Origin of the sequence: Nocardioides silvaticus (genome assembly GCF_003160695.1) — a bacterium.
In the GTDB taxonomy this organism is placed as follows: Bacteria; Actinomycetota; Actinomycetes; order Propionibacteriales; family Nocardioidaceae; genus Nocardioides; species Nocardioides silvaticus.
On record NZ_QGDD01000005.1, the window covers coordinates 46762 to 59238 of the forward strand.

12 protein-coding genes are annotated in these 12477 nt (G+C 72.1%); 5 read left to right on the top strand and 7 right to left on the bottom strand.

Going from position 1 to position 12477, the window contains the following annotated elements:
* Nucleotides 1-21: 21 nt before the first annotated feature.
* A complete protein-coding gene (glmS, locus tag DJ010_RS11985; protein WP_109694006.1) occupies nt 22-1860 on the bottom strand; it encodes a glutamine--fructose-6-phosphate transaminase (isomerizing) in 1839 nt (612 codons plus the stop codon).
* Nucleotides 1861-1970: 110 nt separating this feature from the next.
* Nucleotides 1971-2234 (bottom strand): hypothetical protein, encoded by a 264-nt coding sequence (locus DJ010_RS11990; RefSeq protein WP_109694008.1) that lies wholly within the window; start codon nt 2232-2234, stop codon nt 1971-1973.
* Between the two features lie 174 nt (nt 2235-2408).
* Between DJ010_RS11990 and DJ010_RS11995 the strand changes: the two genes are divergently transcribed.
* From DJ010_RS11995 to DJ010_RS22450, 3 genes are all read left to right on the top strand, one after another.
* Nucleotides 2409-2969: a YceI family protein gene (locus DJ010_RS11995; RefSeq protein WP_109694010.1), complete on the top strand. Its 561-nt coding sequence runs from the start codon at nt 2409-2411 to the stop codon at nt 2967-2969.
* A 62-nt stretch (nt 2970-3031) separates the two neighbouring features.
* Nucleotides 3032-3958 (top strand): GNAT family N-acetyltransferase, encoded by a 927-nt coding sequence (locus tag DJ010_RS12000; RefSeq protein WP_245927484.1) that lies wholly within the window; start codon nt 3032-3034, stop codon nt 3956-3958.
* A 21-nt stretch (nt 3959-3979) separates the two neighbouring features.
* Nucleotides 3980-5050 carry a serine/threonine-protein kinase gene (locus DJ010_RS22450; protein WP_211318765.1) on the top strand — a complete coding sequence of 357 codons (1071 nt, stop codon included), beginning with the start codon at nt 3980-3982 and terminating at the stop codon, nt 5048-5050.
* Here DJ010_RS22450 and DJ010_RS12010 read toward each other — a convergent pair.
* From DJ010_RS12010 to DJ010_RS12020, 3 genes are all read right to left on the bottom strand, one after another.
* Nucleotides 5025-6338, bottom strand: a complete 1314-nt coding sequence (locus DJ010_RS12010) for a hypothetical protein (protein ID WP_109694012.1) — start codon at nt 6336-6338, stop codon at nt 5025-5027. The genes DJ010_RS22450 and DJ010_RS12010 overlap by 26 nt on opposite strands.
* 26 nt (nt 6339-6364) lie before the next feature.
* Complete coding sequence (locus DJ010_RS12015; RefSeq protein WP_109694014.1) at nt 6365-7069, bottom strand: PadR family transcriptional regulator; 705 nt, start codon at nt 7067-7069, stop codon at nt 6365-6367.
* Between the two features lie 98 nt (nt 7070-7167).
* Nucleotides 7168-9138: a M3 family metallopeptidase gene (locus tag DJ010_RS12020; protein WP_109694016.1), complete on the bottom strand. Its 1971-nt coding sequence runs from the start codon at nt 9136-9138 to the stop codon at nt 7168-7170.
* A gap of 102 nt (nt 9139-9240) precedes the next feature.
* Between DJ010_RS12020 and DJ010_RS12025 the strand changes: the two genes are divergently transcribed.
* Together DJ010_RS12025 and DJ010_RS12030 are read left to right on the top strand one after the other, a co-directional pair.
* Nucleotides 9241-9753 (top strand): SigE family RNA polymerase sigma factor, encoded by a 513-nt coding sequence (locus tag DJ010_RS12025; RefSeq protein ID WP_109694018.1) that lies wholly within the window; start codon nt 9241-9243, stop codon nt 9751-9753.
* A complete protein-coding gene (locus DJ010_RS12030; protein ID WP_109694020.1) occupies nt 9750-10835 on the top strand; it encodes a hypothetical protein in 1086 nt (361 codons plus the stop codon). The genes DJ010_RS12025 and DJ010_RS12030 overlap by 4 nt, the downstream gene beginning before the upstream one ends.
* A gap of 21 nt (nt 10836-10856) precedes the next feature.
* On the opposite strand, the gene DJ010_RS12035 is transcribed toward DJ010_RS12030, so the two are convergent.
* The gene (locus DJ010_RS12035) at nt 10857-12092 is read right to left on the bottom strand and encodes an RNA polymerase sigma factor (RefSeq protein WP_109694022.1); all 1236 of its coding nucleotides are present in this window, start codon (nt 12090-12092) and stop codon (nt 10857-10859) included.
* A 4-nt stretch (nt 12093-12096) separates the two neighbouring features.
* Nucleotides 12097-12459 (bottom strand): YciI family protein, encoded by a 363-nt coding sequence (locus tag DJ010_RS12040; protein ID WP_109694025.1) that lies wholly within the window; start codon nt 12457-12459, stop codon nt 12097-12099.
* Nucleotides 12460-12477: the final 18 nt, after the last annotated feature.

Sequence of the window (12477 nt, forward strand, 5' to 3'; positions counted from 1 at the left end):
CCAGCCTCTGGAGCGGTGCCGTCACTCCACGGTGACAGACTTGGCCAGGTTGCGGGGCTTGTCGATGTCGTGGCCGAGCCGCTTGGCCGCGTGGTAGGCCAGCAGCTGGAGCGGGATGGTCAGCAGGATCGGGTCGAGCTCCCGCTCGCTGCGAGGTACGACGATCCGCTCGACCCCGTTCGCCGGCAGCCCGCCGAGGTCCACGCCCTCGTGGGTGACGACGACGAGCGGGCCGTTGCGCGCCGCGATCTCGTGCAGTGCACCCACGTTGCGCTCGACCAGCTCGTCGGCCGGCACGATCGCGACCGTCGGGACCGCAGGATTGATCAACGCGAGCGGACCGTGCTTGAGCTCGGAGGTCTGGTAGGCCTCGGCGTGCCGGTAGCTGATCTCCTTGAACTTCTGCGCACCCTCGCGGGCGACCGGGAAGCCGCGCACCCGCCCCACGAAGAACAGGCTCTCGGCGTCGGCCAGTCGGTGCGCGACCGCCTCGAGCCGCTCCTCGGTCGCGAGCACCTGCTCGATCCTCCCGGGCAGCTCCTCGAGCGCGGCGATCAGCCGCCGGCCGTCGGCGATCGACAGGTCGCGCACCCGACCCAGCTGGAGCGCGAGCATCGCGAAGCCCAGGAACATGTTGGTGAGCGCCTTGGTCGACGCGACGGCGACCTCCGGCCCGGCGTGCAGGTAGATGCCGCCGTCGACCTCGCGGGCGATCGCCGACCCGACCACGTTGACCAGGCCGATCGCGTAGCCGCCCTTGCGGCGGATCTCCTGCACGGCGAGCAGGGTGTCGATGGTCTCGCCGGACTGGCTGACCGCGACGTAGAGCGTGTCGGGCTCGATGATCGGGTTGCGGTAGCGGAACTCGGAGGCGGCCTCGGCGTCGGCGGGGATCCGCGCCAGCTCCTCGACGAGCGTCGCGCCCATCTGGCCGACGTAGTAGGCCGATCCGCAGCCGAGGATCTTGACCCGGCGGATGGCCCGCAGCTCCCGGGCGTCGAGGTTGAGCCCGCCGAGGTGGCCGGTGGCGAACCGCTCGTCCAGCCGGCCGCGCAGCACCCGTTCGGCGGCGGCCGGCTGCTCGAGGATCTCCTTGCGCATGAACGACTCGTGGTCACCGGCGTCGTACGACGCGGGGTCGATGTCGACCACCGCGGGACGCCGGTCGGTGGCGGCGATGCCGCTCGCGCCGAGGCGGTACGTCGTGAAGCCGTTCGGGGTGATCGTCGCCATCTCGCCGTCGTCGAGGTGGGCGACCGTCGTCGTGTACCGCACCAGTGCAGCCAGGTCGGACGCGACGTGCATCTCCTTGTCCCCCACGCCGATGATGAGGGGGCTGCCGTTGCGTGCCACCACGATCCGGTCGGGGAAGTCGACGTGGACGACCGCGACGCCGTACGTCCCGTCGATGCGGCCCAACGCCTCGGCGACCTTGCCCTCGAGGGTGTCGGCCTCCGAGCGCGCGACCAGGTGGGCCAGCACCTCGGTGTCGGTGTCGGAGACCAGGTCGACGCCGGCCTCGGCCAGCTCGTCGCGGAGCGCCGCGGCGTTGTCGATGATCCCGTTGTGGACGACCGCGACCAGCTCCTTGCTGTCCACGTGCGGGTGCGCGTTGGTGTCGTTGGCCGGTCCGTGCGTCGCCCAGCGGGTGTGGCCGATGCCGACCTTGCCGGTGAACCGCTTCGGCAGCTGGTCACCGAGGTCGCGCACCCGGCCCGCCCGCTTCGCGGTGCGGATGCCCGAGGGGCCGAGGACCGCGACGCCCGCCGAGTCGTAGCCGCGGTGCTCGAGCCGTCCGAGCCCCTCGAGGAGCAGCGGGGCCGCCTGGTGGGGGCCGAGGTATCCGACGATGCCGCACATTCGATCTTGTTCCTTTCAGCTCTTGTGGTCTCGGCACGCCGGTCACGGCTTCGTTCCTCAGCCGCGCGGCTCGCTCGACCACCATCAGCGGGTCCGCTCGCGCGTCCCCGCTATCCGTAGATGATCCGGCGCAGCTGGCGCTCGGAGAGGTCGGGCGCGGCGACCGGGCGGTCGGCCAGCTCGTCGCGCAGGGTCGTGAAGATCTCGGCGTTCTTGGCGCCGTGGAGCTTGAGCTCCCCGTGCCGCCGCCGGACGTAGGCCTCGACCGGCTCCTGGTGGAAGGCGAGCACGTCCTCGATCACCCGCGCTGCCTCCGCCGGCTGGAGGCCGGTGGTCGCCACGACGTGGCGGACGAGGCGGGGATCGGGCTGCACCCGTCGATCTTGAGCCCATCACGACGCGAAATCCAACTTCTTGCCCGAAATCGGGTAGAAACTGCCGATTCGAGGATTTTACTTGCAGACGGAATAGGACCGTGGTCCGCTTGGGTTGGATTGGTTGAGACTTCAACCAAGCGGCCCTCGGGGCCCGCGAACCCAGGAGGAACGATGACCGAGACGATCAACCCCGCGCTGACCGACATCAGCGGCGACTACACCATCGACCCCTCGCACAGCCGGCTCGGCTTCGTCGCCCGGCACGCGATGGTCACCAAGGTCCGTGGCTCGTTCACGGACTGGCAGGGCACCGCCCACATCGACACCGCGAACCCCGCCCAGTCGTGGGTCAAGCTGACGATCAACGCCGCCAGCGTCGAGACCGGCACCGCCGACCGCGACGGCCACCTCAAGTCGGCCGACTTCTTCGACACCGAGACCTACCCGGAGTGGACCTTCGCCTCCACCTCGGTCAGCCGCGACGGCGACGAGTGGACCGTGGTCGGCGACCTCACCATCAAGGACACGACGCACCCCGTGACCATCGAGTTCGAGGAGGGCGGCTCCGCCAAGGACCCGTTCGGCAACCTCCGCATCGGCTTCGAGGGCGAGACCGTCGTCAACCGCAAGGACTGGGGCCTGACCTGGAACGCCGCGCTCGAGACCGGCGGTCTCCTCGTCTCCGAGAAGATCAAGCTCGAGTTCGACGTCTCCGCCATCCGCAACGCGTGAGCCGCAACGCGTGAGCCGTTAAATCGCTCGCGACAGGCACCCGGGTCGAGGACACTCCCCGGGTGTCTGTCATTTCACTGCCTCCCGCGCTCACCACCCGCCCGCTCCAGCCGTCGGACTCCGCGGCGATCTACCGGCTGATGGCCGACGCCGAGCTCCACGACATCGGCTCGGTGGAGATCGAGGAGGAGGACATCATCGCGGAGTGGCAGCGGCCGTCGTACGACCTCGCCGGCAGCTCCGTGGGCGTCCTCGACCCCGCCGACGGCGACCGGATCGTCGCGTACGCCGAGCTGATGGGTGCGGACCGCTACGACGTCGCCGTGCACCCCGACGTGCGCGGGCGCGGCATCGGCACCTGGCTCGCCGGCTGGGTCCGCGACCTGGCCCGCGAGCGCGGCGCGAAGATCGTCGGCATGCCGGTGCCGGAGGGCTCGGCGGGCGACCGGCTGCTCGCGGAGCTCGGCTACCACGTTCGCTGGACCAGCTGGGTGCTCCGCCTTCCGGAGGGCCGGACGATCGAGGAGCGGCCGCTGCCCGAGGGCTACTCCCTGCGGATCGCCACCGAGGCCGACCGCGCGCAGGTCTGGCAGGTGACCGAGGACGCGTTCCTCGAGTGGTCGGACCGCGAGCGGTCCAGCCTCGAGGACTTCGGCGCCGAGGTGTGGCAGCGCCCGGGCTTCGAACCGTGGCACCTGCAGGTCGTCGTCGGCCCGGAGGGCGACGTGGTCGGCAGTGTCTTCTCGACGCTCAGCGAGATCGATGGCAAGAAGGAGACCTACGTGTCCCGGCTCGCGGTCAGCCGCGACCACCGCAACCGCGGGTTGGCCCAGGCACTGCTCGTCGCTGCCTTCGGGTCCGGCCGTGAGCACGGTGCCGTGAGCTCCTGCCTGTCCACCGACTCCCGCACCGGCGCGCTCACGCTCTACGAGAAGGTCGGCATGGTGACCCAGTCGGTGTGGGTCAACCGCGCCATCGAGCTGGCCTGACCTCGTCGTAGGCTCGCCCGCATGGGTGAGGTGTTCGCGGGTCGCTACGAGCTGATCGACCCGATCGCCTCGGGCGGCATGGGCACCGTGTGGCGGGTGCTGGACCGGACGGACGGTCAGCTGAAGGCCGCCAAGATGCTGCACCAGAGCGACGCGGCGATGCTGCTGCGGTTCGTCCGCGAGCAGTCGCTGCGGATCGACCACACCCACATCGTCACGCCGCAGTCGTGGGCGGGCGTCGACGACCGGGTGCTGTTCACGATGCCGCTGGTCGCCGGCGGCTCGGTGTCGATGCTCCTCAAGAAGTACGGCGCGCTCCCGCCGCGCTGGATCGGCCGGCTGGTCGACCAGACGCTGCAGGCGCTCGAGGCCGTGCACGAGGCCGGCATCGTCCACCGCGACGTGAAGCCCGGGAACCTGCTGCTCGAGCCGACCGGCCGCGGGGTTCCGCACCTGCGGCTCGGGGACTTCGGCATCGCGGTGCCGACCGACGAGGCCCGGCTCACCCACGTCGCGATGGTGATCGGGACGCCCGGCTACATGCCGCCCGAGCAGCAGCACGGCGCCGACCCGCACCCCAGCGCGGACATCTACGCGCTCGGCATGGTCACCCTCGAGCTGCTGACGGCGACCAAGCCGCCGCGCGAGCCGGTGCCGGTCGAGCCGACGGTGCTGCGCACGGGCGACCCCGCGCACGACGCCGTGGTGGACCTGATCGCCGCGATGACGTCGTACGACCCCACGGCGCGGCCGACCGCCTCGCGGCTCCGCGCGCACCCCGCCCTGCGGCTGCTGCTCGAGCTGCCGCCCGACCCGGCCGACCCGATCTCGATCGACGACGTGTCACCGCCGCTGCCGGAGCGCACGGGCGGCACCGAGCCGCGGGCCACCGCGCCGTGGCCGCCGCCCCCGTCGGCGCCCACCCCGCCGCCTGCGATGCCGCCGACGATGCCCCCGCCGCCGCCGACCCACGCCGAGACCGTGCACCAGCCGGTGACCGCGCCGTCCTCGGCGGGTGTGCTGGCGCCCGTGCTGCTGCTGGTCGTGGGTCTGCTCGGCCTGGCGGTCAGCGGCTGGCTGCTGCTCGGTTAGTCCGCCGAGAGCGCAGCCAGACGGCGCCGGCGACGCAGCAGGCCACGCTGACGACGCCGAGACCGAGGCCGGCGGCTCGCCGCGCGCCCCACCACTCGTCGTCCGCGTCGTCGGGCGTGAACGGGTTGCCCGACGCGTCGGCGGCGAACTCGCCGTCGCCGACGAGGTAGGGCACCTCGGGGCTGTAGCCCTCCGGCCCGGCATCGCCGCCCTGGCCGATCACTGCGTCCTGGTAGGTCGGCGGGGCGGCATCGGTGGAGGTCACCTCGAGGGTCAGCTCGACCGGGACGTCGACGGCCGCCACGCCCTCGTCGGGCCCCTCGACGCTCAGGGAGACCCAGTGGTCGCCGGGCAGCGTCGGGAGCAGGTCGTCGACGCGGTTCTCGTAGCGCAGCGGATAGGTGCCGACGACCGCGCGCTCGTCCTCCGGGCCGAAGTCGGCGTAGGAGTAGTCGTCGCCGGCGGTCGGGTCGAACACGTCGCGGCTCGGCTGGACGAGGTGGAGCTGGACGGTGGTGCTGGCGAGCTCCTCGTCCTCGGTCGCCGCGAGATCGGCGCTGACGGCCAACCGGTCGCCCCAGTCCAGCGGGACCCGCCACAGCTCCTCGGTGCCCTCGGTGACCTCGGCCGCGATCGTGACGGGTCCACTGCTCGCGTCCACCACCGGCGCGTCGTCGAAGGACTCCGCGCCTTGCGGCTCGTCCGCCGGCTCGACCGGGTCGGGCGGCTGGATCGTGAGCTCGCTGTCCTCCGGGAGCCGCTCCCCCGGGTCGCTGACCGGCGCCTCCTCGACGACCTTGATCCCGACCGGGAGCTCGCCGGCGCTGCTGCTGGAGTAGCGGCGCACCATGATCGTGACCAGGGCGGCCTCACGGCACTCGTCGCTCTCGTCGCCGACGACCTCCGCGGCCCCGATCACCGCGTGCGGGGTCGAGGAGGCGCTGGTGTCGTAGTCGCCGCCGCAGTCGACCGGCGACGGGTCGTCCGTGCCGGGGACGCTGGCGGAGAGCTCGAGGCCGTCACCGTCGGGGTTCTGCGGAGCGCCCATCACCCCGACGTGGATCGTGCTGTCCTGGACCTGCCGCTCGTAGGTGAAGTACTGCGCCTGCGCCTGCACGCCCAGCGACGTCGTCCACAGGCCGGCGCCGATCTCCGTCGGCTCGGCCGGGTTGGTGCTGCCGTCGACCGGCTGGCCGCCGAGGTCGACCTCGGCCGAGGCCGGCGGCACCCAGCCGCCGAGGAGGAGTCCGACGGCCGCGACGGCGGTGGCTCGGCGTACGGTCCTCACCCCGGCAGCCTAGTAGCGGCCACCGGTCACTCGCGGTCGGTGGTCTCCTCGGCCGCCGGACCGTCGGCGAGGATGCCGTAGAGCCGGCGCCGGGCGTCGACGAGCACCTCGACCGCGGCGCGGCGCTGGGCGTCGTCGCCCGCGGTGACGATCTGCCAGACCGCGCTCATCACCTGCGGGATCTCGGCCTTGATGTCGGCGTGCTCGCCGGACCAGGCGGACTCGGCGGCCTCGAACGGGCGCCACACGGTGGCCAGCTCGTCGGCCTTCTCGGCGCAGTACGTCGCACCCTCGGGCGAGAGCCGGAGCGAGCGCCGGCCGCGCTCGTCGTCGGTCTCGACGAGGCCCTCGTCCTCGAGCTGCTGGATCGTCGGGTAGACCGACCCCGGGCTCGGGCGCCAGGCGCCGCCGCTCTTCTCGGTGATCTGCTGGATCACCTGGTAGCCGTTGATCGACTCGTCGCGCTGCTGGGCGTCGTGGAGCACGTCGAGGATCGCGGAGCGGACGTCGCCCCGTCGTACCCGTGCGCCCCGGCCGCCCTCCGGACGGCCCATGCCGAACAGCCCGGCGAGCCACGGCGGTGGCCCGCCCGGCCCGCCGCCCCGGTGGTGCGACCCGCGGTGCTCCCACGGCCCGCCGCCCCACGGGCCGGGTCGGTGCTGGTGCTGGTGGGGACCGCAGTCCCCCAGTGCGGCCCAGAGCGGGCCGAAGCTCTTGTTGAAGCCGTGCATGGCTTGCCTCCCGACGTGTGTGATCGCGATCTTTCGGAATCATGTCGCGATATATCGTTATGGTAGGCGATCACAGCCCGCTTCTCAAGGCACCGGCGTCAGCGCGCCAGCCAGGCGGCGTAGGAGTCGAACGAGTACGGCCGACCGAGGAAGTCGGCGACCAGGTCGGCGGCGTCCTTGGTGCCGCCCGGGGCGAGCACCCGGTCGCGGTAGCGAGCCGCGACGTCGTCGGCGAACAGGTCGGCGGTGTCGAACGCGCTGAACATGTCCTTGGCGATCACGAGCGACCACATGTAGGTGTAGTAGGCCGAGCTGTAGCCGCCGAGGTGGCCGAACGCGGCGAACATGTGGGTGCCCTCGAGGTAGGGCAGCGCGCCGTACCGCCGCTGGAAGTCGATCATCCGGTCGGTGAGCGAGGGGACCTCCTCGCCGGCCGCGCGCCGCGCCTCGTCGGCGTGGAACCAGTACGACATCGCGGCGTAGAACATCTGGGTGCGGGCGTAGATGCCCTTGCCGTAGTCGTCGGAGCGGCGCATCGCCTCGACCAGCTCGACCGGGATCGGCTCGCCGGCCTCGTCGGTGGCGAAGCTGCGGAGGACGGCCGGGTCCCAGGCCCACTCCTCGAGCATCTGGCTGGGCGCCTCGACGAAGTCCCACTCGGTGGCGACGCCGGCGAAGCGGTACCACTCGCCGTGGCCGGCGAGCACGTGGTGCAGCAGGTGGCCGAACTCGTGGAACAGCGTCGTGACGTGGTCGTGCTCCATCAGGCCGCGGGAGAAGTTGCAGACCAGCACGCCCTCCGGCAGCTGCTCCCCGGCCACACCCTCGGTCAGCGTGAACTGCGCGGCGTGCTTGTACTTGCCCTCGCGCGGGTGCAGGTCGAGGTAGATCCGGCCGATCGACGCACCGGCGTCGGCGGTGGTCGAGCCTGTCGAGACCCGGAAGACGTCGTACGCCGTGACCTCCTCGTGCCAGACCGGCACGTCGACCGGTTCGTAGCGCAGGCCGAACAGCCGGCCGGTCACGTCGAGCAGGCCCTGCCGCACCTTGCTGAAGTCGAAGTAGGTGCGGACCCGCTGGCCGTCGACGTCGTACTGCTCCTGGCGCACCTGCTCCTGGTAGTAGAAGGAGTCGTAGAGCGGGATCTCGGTGGCGTCGGGGAAGTCGCGGCGGTAGCGCTCGAGCAGGAGCGCGAGGTCGGCCTCCATGGGCCCGGTCGCCGCGGCGGTGATCTTCTCGATGAACTCCGGGATCGCCGCGCCGTCGCCGATCATCTTCACGTCGGCGTCGTACGACGGCCAGTCGGGGTAGCCCACCAGCGAGGCCAGCTCCTGGCGCAGCGCGAACATCTCCTCCAGCAGCGGCTCCGCTGCCGGCCATCCCCGCTGGAGGAACGCCGTCTGGATCTCGCGGCGCACCTCCTGGTCGTGCGCGAACATCCGGACCGGGATCGCGTCGGGATAGTCGGTGGTGACGGTGACCAGGCCGTCGTCCTCGGCCGGGTGGCCGGCCAGCCAGTCCTCCGGCAGCCCGGCGAGCTGCTCCGGCGCGACCCGGATGGTGCGCACGTCGTCGCGGGTGAGCTTGCTGAACTCCTGGTCGAGCGCGGTCAGCCGGTCGCGGATCGCCGAGATGCGCGAGCGGGTCTCGTCGTCCTTGTCGACACCGGACCGGCGGAAGTCCTTCTGCACCTTGGTCAGCAGCCGGGCGGCGGCCGGGTCGAGGCCCTCGGCGGTGAGGCCGGAGAAGACGTCGTACAGGGTCCGGTCGAGGCTCCACTCGGTCGCGAGCTTGTCGGCGTCCTGCTCGGCCGCGTCCGCGATGTCGCGGACCGACTGGTCCGGGTGCACGTTGCCGATGAGGGACCCGATGGCCGCGACACCCCCGAGGTGACCGGTCGCCCGGTCCCACGTCCGCAGCACCTCGACCGGCTCGGCCGGCGGGTCGTCGCGCAGCCGGTCGACGAGGGCGCGCGCCCGGTCGAGCTCCTCGGAGGAACGGGACCGGACCCACTCCCCCCAGCCGCTGGGGTCGTCGGACGAGGGCAGGGCGAGAGGCTCGAGGGTCACGCTCCCACCCTAGGTCGGCAGATCCACGGGAACCATCGCCATTCCCCGAGGGGTCTGGTCGGATGAGTGGGCCACGGTCGGACCGGGACGGACGAGGTGAGGATGAGCGGGCAGGAGCACGAGGCACACGAGGGCTTCGACGCCTACATGTCGGCGCGCTGGTCCTCGCTCGTGCGCTCCCTCGTCCTGCTCGGCTGCTCGCCGCACGAGGCCGAGGACGTCGTGCAGACCGGGCTGATCCGCTGCTTGTCCTCGTGGGACCGGGTACGGCGCGCCGACGACGTCGACGCCTACGTCTACCGCACGATCCTCAACTGCTGGTCGAAGAGCCGACGTCGCAAGTGGTGGGGCGAGCGGCCGACCGAGACCCTGCCCGATGACGCGCACCACGGTGACCCGGCGGACGTCGTGGTGCTGCGCCGCACGGTCGTCGCCGCGCTCGACCGGCTGAGCCCGGAGCACCGCACGGTCCTGGTGCTGCGCTTCGTCGCCGACCTCACCGAGGCGCAGGTGGCCGCCACTCTCGGCATCCCGGTCGGCACGGTCAAGAGCCGCGTCGCCCGCGCGCTCGACCGGATCCAGCTGACCGACCTTCGCGAGGAGGAGGCATCGTGAACGAGCAACAGGTCCTCGAGGCCCTGCACCGAGTGCGGGACGACATCGCTGTCGGACCGCCGCCCGTCCTCCAGGTGCACGCCGGAGCCGTCCGCCGCCGCCGGGCCCGGGTCGCCGGGCTCGCCGCCGCGGCCGCGGTCGTCACGGTCGCGGGCGTGGTCACCGTCGGCCTGGTGGGTGGCGACGAGGACGGCCGACCCGAGCCCGCGCGGCAGGTCGAGAACCCCGCCCCCGTCGCTTGGTGGGGCGACGGCGTGCTGCACGTGGCGCACGCCGAGGTGGAGATCGCGCGACCGTGGACGATGGTCGACGTCGGCGACGGCGTCGTGCTCGAGGTCGCGGCACCGGAGCTCGGCGAGCAGGCCGAGTCGACCTTGGTCCACGTCACCGACGACGGCACGCAGTCCGAGATCGGCACCCAGACCCTGGGGCGTCGGCTGGTCACCGACCCCGACACCGGGTGGGTGGCGTGGGCGGTCGGGAGCGAGGGCGAGGCGCCCGAGCTGGTCGTCCTCGACACCCGCACCGGCGAGGAGGTGGGCCGGCGCGAGCTGCCGGTCGACCTCCCGCGGCGGCAGGTCTTCGGCGCGGAACCGGCCCCGATCGCGATCGACGACGGTTCGGTCTACTACACCGGGCCGGACGGCGACTACCGGTGGGACGTGGCCGCCGGCGCGGAACCGGAGCGGGTCACCACCGGGGACACCCACCTCCTCGACGTGGAGGCAGGCACGCAGCTGACGACCGACGACAAGGGCCAGGTGTTGGTGCCGGGGGCCCGCTACGCCGTCTCCCAGTCGGGGATCGGCAGCCAGGTCCGCGTCTTCGACGTCGCGACGGGCGACCGCGTGCCCTCGGGACTCGAGCCCGACGACGCACCGGACCAGATCGCCTTCGGGACGGACGGGACGATCACCTACGCGTTCTCGACCCCGTGGCGCCGACCCGACGACTTCGACCCGGAGACCGAGATCCCCCGGTCGACCCCACCGCGCTGGCTGGTCACCTGCACGCTCGGGACCGACACGTGCACGACCGTCGTCGACGGGATCGGCGGCGACGAGGAGATCGTGCTCCCCTGAGCTCCCCTACCCGGTGCCGGCTCAGACCAGCTCGCCGCGTCGCCGGCTGAGGTAGGCGCGCTCGGCCGTGTTGTCGCAGACGGCGAGCGCGGCGTCGTACGCCTCCCGCGCCTCGGAGCTGCGCCCGAGCCGGCGGAGCAGGTCGGCGCGGGTCGCGTGGAAGGCGTGGTACGACGCCAGCACCGGGCTGTCCTGCCCGAGCCGGTCGACCTGGGCCAGCGCCACCTCCGGCCCGTCGAGCTCGGCGATCGCGACCGCGCGGTTGAGGGCGACGATCGGCGACGGGTCGATCCGCAGGAGCTGGTCGTAGAGCGCCGCGACCTGCGCCCAGTCCGTCGCCTCTGCGGTCGGGGCGTCGGTGTGGACCGCGTTGATCGCCGCCAGGACCTGGTAGCGCCCGGGCCGGTCGAGAGCGAGGCACTCGCGGACCAGCGCGTGCCCCTCGGCGATCAGCTCCCGGTCCCAGCCGCCGCGGTCCTGGTCGTCGAGCCGCACCAGCTCACCGCCGCGCACCCGGGCCTCGCGGCGAGCCTCGGTGAGCAGGAGCAGCGCCAGCAGGCCGGTCACCTCCGGCTCCTCGGGCATCAACGAACGGAGGATCCGCGCCAGCCGGATCGCCTCGGCCGTGAGCTCGGCGCGGATCGGCGAGCCGTCGCCGGTGGAGAGGTAGCCCTCGTTGAAGACCAGGAACAGCACGGTCAGCACCGTCGAGACCCGCTCCGGCAGGTCGGAGGCGTCGGGGATCTTGTAGGGGATCCTGGCCGCGGCGATCTTCTTCTTCGCGCGCGTGATCCGCTGACCCATGGTGGTCTCCGGCACGAGGAACGCCTGCGCGATCTCCTCGACCGTCAGCCCACCGAGCAGCCGCAGCGTCAGTGCGATCCGCGCCTCGGGCGCAAGCGCCGGGTGGCAGCAGGTGAACATCAGCCGCAGCCGGTCGTCCTCGTCCTGCTCGAAGATCCCGAGCGACTCGTGAGGGGTGTCGTCGTACATGTCGACTGCCTGTCGGTGCTTGTCGTCCCGCAGCTTCTCGCGGCGCAGCTTGTCGATCGCCCGGTTGGCGGCCGTGGTCGTCAACCACCCGCCGGGGTTGGGAGGTACGCCGGACTCCGGCCACTTCTCCAACGCCACGACCAGCGCCTCGCCCGCCGCGTCCTCGGCGATGTCGATGTCGCCGAAGCGGCGGACGAGCGAGGCGATCAGCCGGCCGTACTCCTCGCGGAAGACCTGCTCGATCGCTGCGGTCGACCCGGGCAACGGATCAGGCCAGCCCTTCGAAGGGGCGGACCTCGACCTTGCCGCGGCAGGCCTTGGAGGCCTCTGCCGCGAGCCGGAGCGCGACGTCGAGGTCGGGCGCGTCGATCACCCAGAAGCCACCGATCAGCTCCTTGGTCTCGAGGTAGGGACCGTCGGTCATCACCGGGGTCTCACCCTGACCGTCGACCACGGTGGCGGTCGAGGCATCCAGCAGGCCACCACCGAAGACCCAGTAGCCCTCCGCCTTGATCCGTTCGTTGAAGGCACCGGTGTCCGCGAACGCCTGCTCCATCGCCTCCTTCGAGCCGTAGTTGCCGTACTCCTCCCGCTCGGCGGGGCCGTGCACGGACATCAGGTAGTGCGTCATCTCGTTCTCCTCGTTCCG